The sequence below is a fragment of the Streptomyces sp. SAI-135 genome, from assembly GCF_029893805.1.
GTDB lineage: Bacteria > Actinomycetota > Actinomycetes > Streptomycetales > Streptomycetaceae > Streptomyces.
Genome location: NZ_JARXYP010000002.1, coordinates 3,462,763 through 3,478,512, shown reverse-complemented (window position 1 = coordinate 3,478,512; position 15,750 = coordinate 3,462,763). Strand labels below are relative to the sequence as shown.

General features: G+C 71.9%; 13 protein-coding genes and 1 tRNA gene. 8 read left to right on the top strand and 6 right to left on the bottom strand.

The annotated features are described in order from the left end of the window. Positions 1–61 precede the first annotated feature (61 nt). From M2163_RS20115 to M2163_RS20105, 3 genes are all read left to right on the top strand, one after another. Positions 62–577 (top strand): hypothetical protein, encoded by a 516-nt coding sequence (locus M2163_RS20115; protein ID WP_280851419.1) that lies wholly within the window; start codon positions 62–64, stop codon positions 575–577. 145 nt (positions 578–722) lie between these two features. Further along, complete coding sequence (locus M2163_RS20110; protein WP_280851420.1) at positions 723–1,214, top strand: tyrosinase family oxidase copper chaperone; 492 nt, start codon at positions 723–725, stop codon at positions 1,212–1,214. Next, the gene (locus tag M2163_RS20105) at positions 1,198–2,064 is read left to right on the top strand and encodes a tyrosinase family protein (protein ID WP_280851421.1); all 867 of its coding nucleotides are present in this window, start codon (positions 1,198–1,200) and stop codon (positions 2,062–2,064) included. Before M2163_RS20110 ends, M2163_RS20105 begins: the two co-directional genes overlap by 17 nt. Positions 2,065–2,154: 90 nt before the next feature. Here the strand turns inward: M2163_RS20105 and M2163_RS20100 are convergent, their stop codons facing one another. The 4 genes from M2163_RS20100 to M2163_RS20085 all read right to left on the bottom strand — a co-directional run bounded on the left by M2163_RS20100 (position 2,155) and on the right by M2163_RS20085 (position 4,297). Next, positions 2,155–2,448 (bottom strand): chaplin, encoded by a 294-nt coding sequence (locus M2163_RS20100; protein WP_280851422.1) that lies wholly within the window; start codon positions 2,446–2,448, stop codon positions 2,155–2,157. Positions 2,449–2,586: 138 nt separating this feature from the next. Then, positions 2,587–3,546: a D-2-hydroxyacid dehydrogenase family protein gene (locus tag M2163_RS20095; RefSeq protein ID WP_280894619.1), complete on the bottom strand. Its 960-nt coding sequence runs from the start codon at positions 3,544–3,546 to the stop codon at positions 2,587–2,589. A gap of 73 nt (positions 3,547–3,619) precedes the next feature. Continuing rightward, entirely contained in the window at positions 3,620–4,102 is a 483-nt protein-coding gene (locus M2163_RS20090) for an SAM-dependent methyltransferase (protein WP_280894618.1), read from the bottom strand. A gap of 122 nt (positions 4,103–4,224) precedes the next feature. Continuing rightward, a tRNA-Arg gene (locus tag M2163_RS20085) sits at positions 4,225–4,297 on the bottom strand. A 324-nt stretch (positions 4,298–4,621) separates the two neighbouring features. Here M2163_RS20085 and M2163_RS20080 point away from each other — a divergent pair. From M2163_RS20080 to M2163_RS20060, 5 genes are all read left to right on the top strand, one after another. After that, positions 4,622–6,229 (top strand): dynamin family protein, encoded by a 1,608-nt coding sequence (locus M2163_RS20080; RefSeq protein WP_280851425.1) that lies wholly within the window; start codon positions 4,622–4,624, stop codon positions 6,227–6,229. A gap of 3 nt (positions 6,230–6,232) precedes the next feature. Further along, positions 6,233–8,143 (top strand): YfjP family GTPase, encoded by a 1,911-nt coding sequence (locus M2163_RS20075; RefSeq protein ID WP_280894617.1) that lies wholly within the window; start codon positions 6,233–6,235, stop codon positions 8,141–8,143. Positions 8,144–8,340: 197 nt separating this feature from the next. Next, positions 8,341–8,802, top strand: coding sequence for a single-stranded DNA-binding protein (locus M2163_RS20070; RefSeq protein WP_280851427.1), 462 nt, complete (start codon positions 8,341–8,343; stop codon positions 8,800–8,802). Positions 8,803–9,128: 326 nt separating this feature from the next. Continuing rightward, on the top strand, positions 9,129–10,541 hold the full coding sequence (locus M2163_RS20065; RefSeq protein ID WP_280851428.1) for a TQXA domain-containing protein: 1,413 nt from the start codon (positions 9,129–9,131) through the stop codon (positions 10,539–10,541). Between the two features lie 33 nt (positions 10,542–10,574). Then, positions 10,575–10,937: a hypothetical protein gene (locus tag M2163_RS20060; RefSeq protein WP_280894616.1), complete on the top strand. Its 363-nt coding sequence runs from the start codon at positions 10,575–10,577 to the stop codon at positions 10,935–10,937. Positions 10,938–11,113: 176 nt separating this feature from the next. Here M2163_RS20060 and M2163_RS20055 read toward each other — a convergent pair whose 3' ends face one another. After that, positions 11,114–11,518 (bottom strand): hypothetical protein, encoded by a 405-nt coding sequence (locus tag M2163_RS20055; RefSeq protein ID WP_280894615.1) that lies wholly within the window; start codon positions 11,516–11,518, stop codon positions 11,114–11,116. Positions 11,519–11,947: 429 nt separating this feature from the next. Beyond that, positions 11,948–15,043 carry a tetratricopeptide repeat protein gene (locus M2163_RS20050; RefSeq protein WP_280894614.1) on the bottom strand — a complete coding sequence of 1,032 codons (3,096 nt, stop codon included), beginning with the start codon at positions 15,041–15,043 and terminating at the stop codon, positions 11,948–11,950. Positions 15,044–15,750 lie beyond the last annotated feature (707 nt).

Genomic DNA, 15,750 nt, shown 5'->3' with positions numbered 1-15,750 from the left:
CCAGGATCGTTACGCGGTAAGGACGTTGAGCCCCCGACCCCTGAAAGGGACCGCACCTGCCATGAAGTCGACCACCCGAGGAACCCTTGCCGCCGTCGTCACGGGCGTCGCGGCCGCCATGGGCGCGGCCGCCGCGCCCGCCGCCGCGGTCGGCACGGTCCCCGTCCCGGTGCCCCTGGAAGGCGCCGAGAAGAGCCTCAACATGGAGCTGCCCAGTCTGAGCGGCGAGATCCCGCTGCCCAGGCCCGGGAAGCCGGACGGCCCGCAGTTCGTAGAGGGCCGGCTCCTTCCCGCGCGGACCCTGCCGCAGCTGCCGATCACCGGCGGTCTGCCCGGCGCGGGCATGCGGGCGCCCGTGCCCCACGTCCTCGGAACGGAATTCGACCACGTCGGTGTCGGCGTGCCCGTCTCCGACCTGCGCACCCTGTCGCCCGGCCTGAGCGTGGACGCCCCGTTGACCCGGCCGAACCCCGACCACATGGGCCTGCCGGACACGAAGCTCCCGCAGGCGGGCATCCTCGCCCCGGTCCTGCAGGCGGTGCCCGGCGCCGAGCTGGGCCTGGGACCGGGTCTGTAGGACCGCCCCGGCACGGTCACGGGCGCGCGGGCAGGAGGCCCGGACCCCGTCGGGTCCTCCCCGTACCGCCCGGGCCGCGGGAGTGACCACGGGGGCCCTCGGGCGGTTACGGCTGTGTACATCGGAACCGGACGAGGAGCACACGATGGTCGTCAGCGTCGGTGGGGGAGTGGCGGGGGCCGGGACGGGGGCGGTGAGACCCGGGGCGGTACGCACCGCGCGGCGGGACGCGGTGCGCGGGCTGCTCGCCGCGGCCGTGGCCATGGCGCTGGCCCCGGTCGTCGCGGCCTCCCGTCCGCTGCGCAGGCCCGAGCCGCCGGTGGACCCGGCCCACGAGTTCGAGGAGACGCACCGCGGCCGGCGCATCCGGGGCTCGCGGACGACCGCCGCCGGACACCCCGTCGGCGCCGGCGCCGCCCCGTGGCACGTCACCGTGGACGGCCGGCCGCTGCACCTCATGCGCCGCGCCGACGGCAGCTGGCTGAGCATGGTCGACCACTACCGCTCGTACCCCACCCCGCTGGAGGCGGCCCGCGCCGCCGTCGACGAACTGGGCCCCGGGCAGCGACTGCGCGACACGGCCGCCCTGACGGACGGTCACGCGCACATGGGGGGCCACCGTGGTGTACACGCGTAAGGACGTCAGCACCCTGACCGCCGGCGAGAAGCGGCGGTTCGTCAACGCGATGCTGGAGCTGAAACGGCGCGGCGAGTACGACGAGTTCGTGCGCACCCACATCCAGTACTACGTCTCCGACGGCGAGGACGGTCTGCGTACGGCCCACATGGCGCCCTCCTTCCTGCCCTGGCACCGCCGCTTCCTGCTGGACCTGGAGCGGGCGCTGCGCCGGGTGGACTCGTCGGTGACGGTGCCCTACTGGGACTGGACCCGGGACCGCACGACGACGTCCGTGCCCTGGACCAGGGACCTCCTCGGCGGCAACGGGCGGCGCTCGGACCGCCAGGTGATGACCGGGCCGTTCGCCTACACGAGCGGCAACTGGACGCTCAGGGAGGGCGTCACCGACGGGGAGTTCCTCACCCGGGACCTCGGGCGCGCCGCCGCTCCGCTCGCGTTGCCGACCAGGAGCGAGCTGGAGGGGGCGCTCGCCGACCCCGTCTACGACGTCTCCCCGTGGAACTCGACGGTGACCAAGGGCTTCCGCAACAAGCTGGAGGGGTGGGGGAGCGGGCGGGGCAGTGTCTCCTGGCGCAACCACAACCGGGTGCACCGCTGGGTCGGCGGGGCCATGGTCGGCGGCGCGTCCGTCAACGACCCCGTCTTCTGGCTGCACCACGCCTTCATCGACCTGTGCTGGTACCGCTGGCAGCGGCGGCACAGCGGGGCCCGCTACCTGCCCGCGAGGCCGCCCGGTCCGGCCAGCGACCAGTACGAGCGGGTCGTGGCCCGGCACGAGAAGCTGCCGCCGTGGAACGTGACACCGGATCAGCTGGAGGACGTCAGCGGGATCTACCGGTACGCCTGATCTCGTTGACGGTCCCGCCCCGGGCCGGACCGGACAGCGGAAGAGCCCCGGCGCTCGAGGTGCCGGGGCTCTGGTGCCGCGTACGGACGATCAGCTGCCGTAGCCGCCGTGTCCACCCGGGCCGGGGTTGCCCTTGTGGCTGTCGCTGACGTTGGCGCAGCTGTTGCCGAAGGCCGGGTTCAGGAGACCGATCACGTTGACGGTGTTCCCGCAGACGTTGACCGGGATGTGGATCGGGACCTGGACGACGTTGCCGGACAGGACGCCGGGCGAGCCGACAGCGGCGCCGTCGGCGCCCGCGTCCGCCAGGGCCATGCCGGCGCCGCCGATGACCACGGCACCGGTGCCGAGGGCGACTCCTGCTGCCTTCGCGATGCGAGACATCACGTTCTCCTTCTGATCGGTAGGTGCGACGGCAGGACGCGCCGTCGCACTTCCCCTTCAACGCGGAGGCTCACTCCTGGTAACGGCGTTCATCAGCGGATCACCCTTCTTGAAGCGGAGGCCCGGGTACCGCGCGTCTCAGGGGAGCCGCCGTACCGGGGAGCCCGCCAGGTAGGCCTGGATGTTCTCGACGGCCTGGCCGTAGTACGTCGCGTAGTTGGCCTGCGAGACATAGCCGAGGTGCGGGGTGGCGAGCAGGCGCGGGGCCGTGCGCATCGGGTGGTCGGCGGGGAGGGGCTCGGTGTCGAAGACGTCGACGCCCGCGCCCGCGATCCGGCCCTCGTGCAGGGCGGCCAGGAGCGCGTCCTGGTCGACGATCGCCGCGCGCGAGGTGTTGACCAGGTAGGCGGTGGGCTTGAGGAGGGCGAGTTCGGCGGGCCCGAGCAGGCCTCGGGTGCGGTCGCCGAGGGCGAGGTGGACGGAGACGAAATCGCTCTCGGCCAGCAGTTCCTCCTTGGACCCGGCGAGGCGCACGCCCACCTCGTCGGCCCGCTGCCGGGTGAGGTTCTGGCTCCAGGCACTGACCTCCATGCCGAAGGCGAGCCCGACCTGGGCCACCCGGCCGCCGATCTTCCCCAGGCCGAGCAGCCCGAGCCGGCGGCCGTGCAGGTCGGCGCCGACGGTGGACTGCCAAGGACCGCGCGTGCGCAGGGCGTTGCTCTCCTCGACGATCCCCCGTGCCAGGCCGAGCAGCAGCGCCCAGGTCAGTTCGACCGGCGGGGTCGACGAGCTCGCCGTACCGCAGACGGTGACTCCGTGCGCCTCGGCGGCCGCGTAGTCGATGACGGAGTTGCGCATGCCGGAGGCGATGAGCAGCTTCAGGCGGGGCAGGCGGGCGATGAGGGAGGCGGGGAAGGGGACGCGCTCGCGCAGGGTGACCACGATGTCGGCGTCGGCGAGGGCGGCGGCCAGGGCGTCCTCGTCGGCGAAGTGGGTGTCGTACGGGACGACGTCGACCCGGTCCGCGAGCGGCGACCAGTCGGCGAGCCGGGTCGCCACCCGCTGGAAGTCGTCGAGCACGGCACAGCGCAGACGCATGGCGGTCCTTCCCCTCTCAGGAAGATCGACTCTACGCCGTGGCACTGTCAGTAGTAGCTGTCACTAGTAACTGTCAGTAGTAGTCGCGCATGATCTCGGTCGCCCAGGCGGGCTGGTCCGTGGGGCCCTGCGGGCCGAACTCGGCCATGTAGGGCTTGATGTCGAGGACCGGGGTGCCGTCGACGGCGTCCAGGCCCTGCACGTGGATGTCGAGGCCGTCGGTGCGCAGCAGCCGGCAGCGGGAGACGCCGATGCGGTTGGGACGGTTCTTGCCGCGCTGGGCGAAGATGCCGACCAGGGGCCAGTCGGTGTTGCCGCGCGGGTGGCGTGCGCCGGTCTCGACCCTGTCCGCCGGCACCCGGTCGAAGTGGTAGACGACCTCCAGGTGCGAGAAGTCGTCCAGCCCGGCGAGCGCCTCCGGCCCGAAGCGGTCCGCGTCCAGCCGTATGACGGCGGTCTCCTTGCCCCAGTCGTCGTCCAGCACCTTCGCTCGCCCACCGACGACGGTCCCCACGGGGACGGAGACGACCTCTGCCACAGAGCTGTTCTCGGCCACGCGGGCCCCTTCCGTTGCCTGGACTCGCGCTCGCACTACCCCGAGGCGCTTGGTCACATACCCCCGCGCGGGGCGGACATGAAAAGACCCCCTGTCCACATCGCGTGGTCAGAAGGTGATTGCGCCCCCGGCAGGACTCGAACCTGCGGCCAAGCGCTTAGAAGGCGCCTGCTCTATCCACTGAGCTACGGGGGCCGGGTGTGGTGGCCTCTGTCTTGGGTGTGCCCGGGTGTGGGCCGTTCCGTGACGTTGCCGGGGACAAGGATAGGGCTCCCACGACCTTGTCCCTGTTGCTTCGCCTCCGTGGCTCGATGTGGAGGTTCAGTGAAGCGGTCCTGATAATCGCAGGCAGGTACGAATCGTGCATCGCTTTTCGCGCCTCGCGCACCGGGTGTTGTGCACTCGTTATGCCTGGACTGTGCCTGCGTCCCAGTCGTCCCTTCCATCCCTTGTGTCCGGTCGGCGCGCAGACATGTTCATATGCTTCAGAATTCCCCCAAAATTGGGCATTCTTCACATGTGGTGACCTTGGACGTACGGCCTCAGCTGCTCGACGCACTCTCCGCCCTGCGCGACCGTGTCGCCGCCGCACGCTTCCCGCTGCCCCTGGCGGGGGCCCCACGCGCGCGTGCCAACCGCGACGAACTGCTCGCCCAGCTCGACGACTATCTGGTGCCCCGGTTGAGGGACCCCGAAGCGCCGTTGCTGGCCGTGGTGGGCGGTTCCACCGGGGCCGGCAAGTCGACCCTCGTCAACTCCCTTGTGGGGCGGCGGGTGAGCGAGGCGGGAGTGCTGCGGCCGACCACCCGGACGCCGGTGCTGGTCTGCCATCCGGAGGACCATCACTGGTTCAGCGGAATGCGCGTACTGCCCGACCTCACCCGCGTGTGGGTGCCCCACCAGGAGGCCGGGGACGAACTCCTGCTGCCCGGCGAGAACCCCGCGCGCGTGCTGCGCGTCGAGACCGCCGACACCCTGCCTCCGGGCCTCGCGCTCCTGGACGCGCCCGACGTCGACTCCCTGGTGGCCGACAACCGCGTCCTCGCCGCCGAGCTGATCTGCGCCGCCGACATCTGGATCATGGTCACCACGGCCGCCCGCTACGCCGACGCCGTCCCCTGGCATCTCCTGCGCACCGCAAAGGAGTACGACGCCACCCTGGTGACCGTCCTCGACCGGGTGCCGCACCAGGTCGTCTCCGAGGTCTCGCGGCAGTACGGCGCCCTGCTCACCAAGGCGGGCCTCGGGGAGGTGCCCCGGTTCACGGTGCCGGAGCTGCCCGAGTCGGCCTGGGGCGGCGGGCTGTTGCCGGCCACCGCCGTGGCCTCGCTGCGGACCTGGCTCGTCCATCAGACGCAGGACCCCGCGGCCCGGCAGCACGCCGTCGCCCGTACGGCCCACGGCGTGCTCAACTCCCTCAAGTCCCGGATGCCCGAGCTGGCCAGTGCCGCCGCCGCGCAGTACGCGGCCGCGCTGCGGCTCACCACAGCCGTCGAGGGGGCGTACGACAGCGAGTACGCGCGCGTGCGGGGGCGGCTCCAGGCCGGTGCCGTGCTCGCCGGTGACGCCCTCAAGCGCTGGCGGGCCTTCCCGCTCGACTGCACCGCGGCCGAGCTCCTGGATGCGCTGGTGGAGAGCCTGGGCGCCCTCCTGCTGTGCGCGGTCGCCGCGGCCGACGAACGCGTGGACGAGGCCTGGCGGCGCGAACCGGCCGCCGCCGCACCGGAACTGACGGAGCGCGACCCGACCCCGGAGAGCGCCGAACACCGGATCGGGATGGCCGTACGACGCTGGCGGCGGGAGCTGGAGGAGTACGCCGAGGAGGAGATCCGCGACCTGGACCGCGGGGTCGCGCCCGATCCGGAGACGGTGGCCGCCCTCGTCGCCACCGCGCTGCTCGGCGGGCGCCGGGCGCGGGTCGCGGGTGAGGGGCTCGCCCAGCGGATCGGCGCCCACGGGGCCCTGCGGCTGCGCGACCGGGGCGGGCGGCTGCTCGCCGAGCACCTCGACCGGGTCGTGCACACCGAACGCGAGCGCCGGCTCGCGCCGCTCGACGCACTCGACGTACACCCCGAACCCCAGGCCGAACTCATCGCCGCGCTGTCCGTACTGCAGAAGGAGAGGTGACCGATGACCGCCGTCACGGATCAGGACCACACGGAGCGGGCGGGGGACGCCGAGTCGGGAGGCGGGGAGGGACCGGCCGGGGGACCCGTGGGAGGCGCGGCCGACGCGGACCGCAAGGACGGGCACGCGCGCGGGGAGCGCGCGAAGGGCGGTGACGGGCGGGCGGACGCCGGGCACGCGCGCGGGGACGCCGCGGACACCTCCGAGGGTCCGGACGACGCCGACTCCGGGGATGCCTGGGACGACGGGCTCATCGCTCGCCGGGTCACCGCCGAGACCGAGCAGGCGGCGGCCGTGGAGGTGCGAGGGCCCAACGTTCCGCCCGCCGCCCCGCTCAGCTACGACGGGGCCCTGCGCTCCCGTCTGGAGGCGCTGCGGGAGCTGGTGGGGCTCTCCCGGGCCCGGCTCGACAGCCGTACGCTCGCCGAGGCCGGCCAGGTCCTGGACGAGGCGGCCGCCCGGCGCAGGCTCTCCGGGCAGCACACCGTCGTCGCCATCGCGGGCGCGACGGGCAGCGGCAAGTCGCAGCTGTTCAACGCGCTGGCCGGGGTGGCCATCTCGGAGACCGGCGTGCGCCGGCCCACCACGGCCGCGCCGATCGCGTGCAGTTGGAGCGATGGCTCGGCGAGCCTCATCGAACGGCTGGGCATCCCTCCCCGGTTGCGGCGGCGGCCGGTGCAGAGCGCCGAGGCGGAGGCGCAGTTGCGCGGGCTCGTCCTGGTGGACCTGCCCGACCACGACTCGGCCGCCGTCCAGCACCGCGAGCACGTGGACCGGATCCTGGCGCTCGTCGACGCGGTCATCTGGGTCGTCGACCCAGAGAAGTACGCCGACGCGATCCTGCACGAGCGCTATCTGCGGCCCATGGCCGGTCACGCCGAGGTCATGTTCGTCGTCCTCAACCAGATCGACCGGCTGCCCGGGGAGGCCGCCGAGCAGGTCCTCGACGATCTGCGGCGGCTGCTGGACGAGGACGGCATCGCCCTCGGGGAGTACGGCGAACCGGGCGCGACCGTGCTCGCGCTGTCGGGCCTCACCGGGGACGGGGTGGGGGAGCTGCGGGAGGCGCTAGCCCAGTTCGTGGCGGAGCGCGGGGCTCCCGCGCGGCGGATCGCGGCCGACGTGGACGCGGCGGCGTGGCGGCTGCGGCCCGTCTACTCGACGGGCCGGCGCACCGGGCTGAGCGAGGAGGCGCGCGACGACTTCGCCGCCCGGCTCGCCGACGCGGTCGGCGCCACCGCGGCGGGCGAGGCGGCCGAACGCGCCTGGCTGCGCAACGCCAACCGCGCGTGCGGCACGCCCTGGCTGCGGCTGTGGCGCTGGTACCAGGACCGGCGCGAACCTCCCACGGGACGGCTGCCGTTGCGCGCCCAGCCCGAGGAGGAGGCGACCGCGCGGCAGCGTGTCGAACAGGCCGTACGGACGCTCGCCGACCGGGCCTCGGCGGGACTGCCCGCGCCATGGGCGCAGGCGGTGCGCGAGGCGGCCGTACGCGGCTCCCAGGGGCTGCCCGAGGCGCTGGACGAGCTGACGGCCCGGGCCGGGCTGCCACCGGGCCGTCCGCCGCGTCCGGGCTGGTGGCCGGTGGCCGTGCTGGCGCAGGCGTCCATGACGCTCCTTCAGGTCGTGGGCGGGCTCTGGCTGGTGGGCCAGATCGTCGGGGTCATGGCGCCGAACCTGGGCGTCCCGGTGCTGCTGATGGTGGCCGGAATCGTCGGCGGCCCGCTCGTCGAGTGGAGCTGCCGGATGGCGGCGCGGGGGCCCGCGCGCCGCTACGGCGTGGAGGCGGAACGGCGGCTGCGGGAAGCGGCGTCCGGGTGCGGGCGGGCGCGGGTGCTGGATCCGGTGGCGGCGGAGCTGCTGCGCTACCGGGAGGTCCGCGAGCAGTACAGCAAGGTCGTCGGGGTGGGGTGAAAGACGGTCCCGCGAGCGGAGGGCCTCGTTCGGGTGGCGGGGTTTTCCACAGGGTGGGGACGGTCCACAGGGCGCAGCGGGCTCGGCCCGGCGGAGGCAGTCTGGCTTCGCGGCGATCGCGGTGACGCGGTCGGCACGCGGACAGCAGCAGCCGTACGGGACGGGCCCGTACGCATGTCAGGGAGGGGCTCCCAGCGATGAACGAGACCATGATCTGCGCGGTGGGCAACGTGGCGACCCAGCCGGTGTACCGGGAACTGGCGACGGGTGCGTCGGTGCGGTTCCGGCTCGCGGCGACGGCGCGCTATCTGGACCGCGAGAAGAACGAGTGGACCGACGGGCACACCAACTTCTTCACGGTGTGGGCCAACCGGCAGCTCGCCACGAACGTGGCGGGGTCGATCAACGTGGGTGATCCCGTGGTCGTGCAGGGCCGGCTGAAGGTCCGTTCGGAGGTGCGCGAGGGTCAGCCGGCCTGGACCTCGGCCGACATCGACGCGGTGGCGATCGGCCATGACCTCGCGCGCGGCACCTCCGCCTTCCGGCGCACACAGCGGCCGGAGAGCGCGGCCGCGGGGCCGTCCGGGCAGCCCGAGCCCGTCTGGGAGACACCGGCGGGCGAGACCGCGGACCGACAGGAGCCCGTCGCGGTGACGTGACGCCGTGTTGCGGGCGCGGCGTCGGCTCGGGGCGTGACCGTCAGTCCGGGGGGCGCGGCGTCGGCTCGGGGGTGCGGCGGCACCGGCCGAAGTGCGGCTTATCGACACATATGCTCCGGATGCTTCCGGTCGACTTGTCGATAAGCCACGCGGGTGAAAGGCCGTGGCGATAACGATTCCGAGTCGGATCGATCTTCCGACCGCATCCTCGGGAAGAGGGGGGCGGCCGCGTCCCTAGGATGCCGAACACAGCTCCCGTGGCTACTGATTGCGCTGGTGGGACCGCCAGCCCGCTCGACAACGGGTCCTGCTCGAAGGGGAATTCCGTGTTTTCTGCGTTCTCTGCGCTGTCCGTGCGCGGACGGGCGGCGGCTCGCCTCGCGGCCGCCACGTTCGTCTCCGGCCTGCTCGCCGCCGGTGCGACGGTGGCCGTCGCCGGCACGGCGTCGGCGGACGAGGCGGCGCAGAACCAGAGAGGGGCGACCGCCACCATAGGGGGCCTGAAGACCTACGGTGACGCGGTGATCCACGACACCGACGGCGATCTCCAGGTGCCGGCCGGGCTGTTCGAGATGTCCGTCGAGGGCGGCGGAACGCTCCAGACCTACTGCGTCGATCTCTACAACCCCACGCAGAAGGACGCCAAGTACCACGAGACCGACTGGAGCAGCACCTCGCTGGGCGCCAACAAGGGGTCCGGCAAGATCCGTTGGATCCTGCAGAACTCCTACCCCCAGGTCAACGATCTCGCGGCGCTCGCCGCCAAGGCCGGTATCGCCTCGGGCCTGACCGAGCAGGACGCGGCGGCGGGCACCCAGGTGGCGATCTGGCGCTACTCGGACCACGCGGACGTCGACGCCGCCGACCCGCAGGCCGAGAAGCTCGCGGACTACCTGGAGAAGAGCGCCCGCGACCTCACGGAGCCCGCGGCGTCCCTCACCCTCGACCCGCCCGCGGTCGCCGGCCACCCCGGCGAGCTGCTCGGCCCGGTGACCGTCCGCACCAACGCCACCGGCGCCACGGTCACCCCGCCGGCGGACGCGGCCACCAGCGGCGTGCGGATCGTCGGCAAGGACGGCACGCCGGTGACCTCGGTGAGCAACGGCAGCCGGCTGTACTTCGACATCCCCGAGGACGCGGAGGCGGGCTCGGCCGACCTCACCGTGCAGGCCTCGACCACCGTGCCGGTCGGCCGGGCGTTCGCCTCCGAGAGCCGGAGCCAGACCCAGATCCTCGCGGGCTCCAGCGAGTCGACCGTCTCGGCCACGGCGAGCGCGACCTGGGCGAAGGAGGGCGCCGTACCGGCCCTCTCCGCGACGCGCAACTGCACCGAGGGCGGCCTGGACATCACGGCGGTCAACCAGGGTGACGAGGAGTTCGCGTTCGAGCTCATGGGCACGCAGTACGCCATCGCGGCGGGCGAGTCCCGCACGGTGACGGTGCCGCTCCAGGAGGACCAGGCGTACGACTTCACGATCACCGGTCCCGACGGTCTCGCCGAGCGCTTCACGGGCGTCCTCGACTGCCGCACCCGCAGCAGTGAGAGGGGCGCCACGACCCAGACCCTCAGTGAGCCCAGCCCCGCCACGGTGGCCGTCCCCACCACCGACGTCAACCTCGCCGAGACCGGTGGTTCCGCCACCACCCCGCTGATCGCCGGGACCGCCATCGCCCTGGTCGTGATCGGGGGCGCGGCGCTGGTCCTGACCGGCAGGAAGCAGAACCGGGCACAGGACTGACCCGGGCGGGCCGGGGGCGGGCAGAATGGCGGCATGACCAAGCCATCCCTGTCACCGGCGCGTCACTCCTCCTCCGGCTCGGTGCTGTCCCTGTGGTCGCAGGACTCGGTGCTGTCGATCGGCTCGGTGGGCTCGGTGCTGTCCATCGGTTCCGTGGGTTCGGCCCTGTCCTTCGGCTCGATCGGCAGCGCCCTGTCCGTGGGCTCGATCGGCTCGGCCCTGTCCCTGATCTCGGCGGGCTCGTGGCTGAGCACGGGGTCGCTGCTGTCGGCTCAGTCGAGGTGGTCGGTGCTGTCGTGGCGCTCGTCCCAGGGGCTCATGCGGTCCGCGGGTGTCGTGGGAGCGGTGGCCGCGGGGGCAGGTGTGCTGCTGGCCGTGCGCAAGGCGGGCGACTGAACCGACGGTGCCGGTCGGCAGGGTGTGGTGTTCTTCGGGCAGGGCGCTCGGCGGTGACGCGGTGGTCGTTGAGGCAGGCTGCGTGCGAGCGGGGAAAGCGGAGGGTCTCCAGCCCTGGGGCACCGTGCGCGGCCGGCCGGGCCGGGGTGCGGACGCCGGGCCCGGGAGGGCCGGGTTCAGCGGTCCGCGGGCGGTGGGTGCGGGGACCGGTTCCGGGGCGGGGTTTTGAAGGTGATGCCGGAGAAGTCCCGTCCCTGTACGACCGGTCCGTGCTGTGTGCCGCCGCTGATGGCGTTGTGGGTGTCCCCGTCGCCGGTGCGCAGGAGCTGCGCCTGCTGCTGCCACTGCGTCAAGTGCGCCCGGAACGAGGGGTCCTGCTCGGCGCGGTGGCTCAGAGCCTCGCTGAGCGCGCGCGCTCGCTCGACGTCGTGCGGGGCCTGGGACAGGGCGGTCAGTTCGGCTTCGCCGGTGGCCGGACCGGTGTGCACCAGTCCCCGGAGCGCGGACCAGAGTTGGCGGCCCAACTCACCACCGGCTCCGGTCGCCGCCGCCACGAGCAGGCTTGCCGAGATCGGATCCACTCCGGTACCCCCAGTCGCCCAACGGAGTCGAACGCATCGGTAGGCCATCGTCCCAGAACGGGAGTGGTCGGGGGTGGTGGGTGTCGGCCAGATTCGGGGTGGTGTCCGGCACCGGATGCCACGAGCAAGAGGTACCGGACACCGGCCGGTTCACATGTCGAAGTACGTCGGACCGTGACTGCTCGACCAGGTCACATATGCAATGCACGTCAGTACCAGGACATGTCTCAGGTAGTTCACGAAGTTCTTTGCCTTCCGTGCTTTCCACGAACGTGGGTTTGCGGCTGAAGTGCGGGCAAGGTCCAGCTGCAGCCCGGAATGACGGCAGGAGTGCCTCGTCGCACGACAGGGATAGTAGTGCCTTGATCGAGCACATGTCCGCCTCGGTGAGAAACCAGGTCGGACAGCCCTGGTTCTACACGCGTATCCCTATGTTTCCGGCGTGCTCGACGGAATTGAACTGGGCGGCGACTCGCCCCGAAGCTCGGTCAGTGCACCAGCGGCCCGCGCCTCTTCGGCGGGCGCCCCGATGCGCCGGCTCACCGTCAGGCTCTCCTCGAGATGGGTCAGCGCCAGGGAGATGAGCCCCGCGTCCCGTTCGGTCAGGGCGAGGTCGTGGAGGACCTCGGCCTCCTCGCCCGCCGCATGAATGGCACGTGTGATCTCAAGTGCGGCGATGTGCTGTCGCAGGGCCTCCTCGGTGCGGCCGGCCGTGCGGTACGTCCTGCCGATGCGCGTGAGGGCGATGGCCTCCGCCCGCCGGTCTCCGACATCGCGCAGCACCGGCAGGGCAGTGCCGTACAGGGCGAGGGCCTCGTCTGCTCTGCCGAGCGCGTCCAGCACGGACGCCAGATTCATCTGGAGCGTGGCCCGGTCGCGTGGATTTCCCATCCGTTCCGCCACGATCATCGCTTTTCGATAGGCGAGCGCGGCTTCTTCCGGGCGTTCTGCTCTCTTGTGGAGCTCCGCAATATTGTTCAACGCGCTGTATTTTCCCCGCTCGTCCCCTATCTCTGTGAAATCAGTCAGGGCCGAGCTGAAGCAGGCGAGAGCTTCGTCGTTCTCCGCCAGGTGGAGATGGTTTATTCCGAGTAAATTCCGGCAGCGTGCGATGCGGAGTCGGTCGCTTGTTTGCGACAGGAAATCAAGAGACTCTTTGAGCAGCGATCGGGCCGACCTGTACTGCCCGGTCTGCCACAGGGGGATCGAGAGCTGGTGGACGCATTCGCTCTCCAGTTCTCGGTCACCCAGGGTGCGGGCAATGTCGAGAGCCTCGCGTGCGGTCGCGATCGCCTCCTCGTAGCGGGAGCCGTGGGTGTGCACCGCGCAGAGGTCGAGCAGGGCTCGCGCCCTGGCCGGGTCCTCACCTGCGGCGTTCCAGTGGGCGATGGCCCGCCGCAACAGTGGCTCCGCCGCGGCCAGATGCCCTTCCATGTCCAGGAATCCCGCCAACGTGTGCACAGCAATGGCGAGTTCATGTTCCGTGCCGTGGTGTACAAGCCAGTTCAGAGTGTCCAGAAGATTGCCCGACTCGGCGATCAGCCACTGTTCCGCCGACTGCGCATCGACGATTTCCGGACAGGTGGCAGGCCCGGAATCACCGGTGTCTAGATCGGTGCGCGAACGGAAGGGATAGGCCAGTCGGTCCGCTCTGTCCGCGGTGTGCACGTAGTGATCCACAAGTCTTCGCACGGCCTGTCGGGTCTCGTCCACGGATTCGGTGCCGCCCGAATCGATCAGTGATCTGGCGTAGTCCCGTAAAAGATCATGCATGGTGAAACGGTGGGGAATGGGCTCGGCCAGGAGGTGGTGGGCGAGCAGTTCTTCGAGTACGTGTTCAGCTGTCGCCGCCGGGAGTCCTGTGAGAGCGGCGACAGCCCGAGGCCCGAACTCGACCCCCGTGTGCAGTCCGATACGGCGGAAGACCAGTTGCTGCTCGGCGTTGAGAGCCCTGTACGAGACCGCGAAGACATGGGTCAACGTCCTCTCCAGGTCGTGGAGTTGAGCGAGGTGGCCGCTGCCTTCGCTCAGCTGGCGCAACAGGTCGGCCGTGGTCCAGGAGGCGCGGGCGAGCAGCCGGCTGGCGGCGATCTCGATCGCCAGCGGGAGGTGCCCGCACCTGCGGACGATCTCTCTCACCTCCGCGGGGTCCGTGTCGCGTGTTCTCCCCAGCCGCTGGGAGAAGAGCGCCGCCGCGTCCTCGGGAGGCAGCACGTCCAGGGAGAGCGGGCGTACGCCGGGGAGTCCGGGCAGACGGCGGCGGCTGGTCACCAGGACCGCTGTCGGGGAGGCGCCCGGGAGAAGGGGGCGGATCTGCTCGGAGGAGGTCGCGTCGTCGAGGATCACCAGCATCCGGCGATCGCGCGCGACCGAGCGCCACAGGGCGACCAACTCGTCCAGTTCGTGCGGTAGTTCCCTTGTGCCGTGGCCAAGCAGCCGCAGTAGTTCGGTGAGGGCGCGGGCCGGGGTCGGCGGGGTCCGGTCGGTGGAGCAGCCGCCGAGGTGGAGGTGGATGCGGCCGTCGGGGAAGCGGTCCCGTAATCGATGCGCCAGGTGGACGGCCAGGGCCGACTTTCCGACCCCGCCCATGCCGTGGATCGCCTCGACGGTGACCACGTCCGAGGCTCCGCGTCCCTCGCACAGCGCGGCGGTGAGCTGCCGCAGTTCATCGCGCCGTCCGGCCCACGGGACATCGCGAGGCAGGTTGTCCGGCACCTGGCGCGTCGGCCGCGCGAGGTGCTTGTCCTTGGCGCCGGGGCGGGGCAGGAGGCTCGCCGCGGGGGTTCCCGCCAGGATTCCCTGGTGGACCCGGTGCAGTCCACGGCCGGCGTCGAGGCCGATGTCGCGGACGACGCGCTGCCGGGTTCGCTGGAGGAGTCTGGTGGCCTCGGCCGTCCGGTTGCTGCCGTACAGGGCGACGGCGAGTCGCTCGGCCAGCGCCTCGTCCACGGGGTGTGCCTCTGCCTGTGGCATGAGCACCGGTACGGCATCGCTGAACTTCCCCGCGTCCAGGAGGATTTCGGCTCTGGTCAGCGCGGCGACGAGGCTGGTCTCGCCGACGGCGGCCCGCAGATGCTCGGCCCAGGAGCCGGTGATCCCGGCCAGCGGCTCGCCGTGCCACAGTGCCTCCGCGCGGTCCAGCAGGCGCAGTCCGGCCTCCTCGTCCCCGTTGTCCCGCAGGGAACGGGCCCGCTCGACACAGTTCGTGTAACGGCGCAGGTCCACGCGTTCCGGGTCGACCTCCAGGGCGTACGAGTTCGTACGGCTGACGATCGGGGGAGCGTCGCCCCCGGCCATGCGCAGGGCGCCTCGGATTCGGGAGATGTGGGCGTGGAGCGCCTCCCGGGCCTTGGCGGGCGGATGCTCGTCCCAGATGCGGTGGATCAGGGTGTCCACGCTCACCGTGCGGCCCGCGTCCCAGGCGAGGCCGGCGAGCGTCAGCCGTGTCTTGGTCGATCCGAGATCGCTACGGCGGCCCGCCGTTCGGATCTCCACCGCTCCCGAAAGCCTGATCTCGAACTCCACCAGCGTCCTCCCCGCCGGTAGGGCCTGTGATTGCCGAGCATTCGAGAGTGTCATGAACCTGGGAAGAGTGCCCACAAGTGGGCGGGTGGTGTTCAAAGTTGACCGATAAATAGCCGTATGGGTTCACATCTTCTCCGAGTGGGGAGTGACTTCGGGGGACCGGAAGGAGTCGCGTACGTGTGTGCTTTCTCCTCGGAGGGGTCGGAGGCGTTGCTGTCGGCCCTGGTCGCGTGTGGCGCCGACACGGGGGCACCCGCTTGGCGCGAACTGGCCCGGGTGATGGAGGTCGCGGCCCGTGTGCACCCGGCGGTGGGGCGGCTCTGGACCCCTGGTGCGGGGCAGGGGTTGCCGGTCGAGAGGGCTGTTTGCGAGCAACTGGCCTCGCAGTTGGTGGAGTTGACGGCTCGCGATCCGGCGACCCGGGAGGCGTTGAGCGCGTGGCTGCACTCCGGGCCCGGCGCCGGGCCGACGCCGGCCACGGCCCTTGGCGCGGCGCTCGGAGGGTCGACCACGTCGTCCGGGGTGCCTGCGTCGTCGGCATCGACGGCGTCGCACCGGTCGGGTGCCGGGCCACCTGTGTCCGGGCCGTGGCCGCCCACGCCGGCGTCCGGACCGTCCGCAGCGGCGTCCGCGTCCGCGCCGTGGCAGCCCACGTCGGTCTCCGGACCATCCGCGACGGCGTCCGCATCCGCGTCCGTGCCGACGCC

What these genes read in the sequence shown, in the direction of transcription:
- M2163_RS20115 (WP_280851419.1), top strand. Translation starts at nt 62, where the DNA reads ATGAAGTCGACCACCCGAGGAACCCTTGCCGCCGTCGTCACGGGCGTC.
- M2163_RS20110 (WP_280851420.1), top strand. Translation starts at nt 723, where the DNA reads ATGGTCGTCAGCGTCGGTGGGGGAGTGGCGGGGGCCGGGACGGGGGCG.
- M2163_RS20100 (WP_280851422.1), bottom strand. Translation starts at nt 2,448, where the DNA reads ATGTCTCGCATCGCGAAGGCAGCAGGAGTCGCCCTCGGCACCGGTGCC.
- M2163_RS20095 (WP_280894619.1), bottom strand. Translation starts at nt 3,546, where the DNA reads ATGCGTCTGCGCTGTGCCGTGCTCGACGACTTCCAGCGGGTGGCGACC.
- M2163_RS20075 (WP_280894617.1), top strand. Translation starts at nt 6,233, where the DNA reads ATGACCGCCGTCACGGATCAGGACCACACGGAGCGGGCGGGGGACGCC.
- M2163_RS20070 (WP_280851427.1), top strand. Translation starts at nt 8,341, where the DNA reads ATGAACGAGACCATGATCTGCGCGGTGGGCAACGTGGCGACCCAGCCG.
- M2163_RS20060 (WP_280894616.1), top strand. Translation starts at nt 10,575, where the DNA reads ATGACCAAGCCATCCCTGTCACCGGCGCGTCACTCCTCCTCCGGCTCG.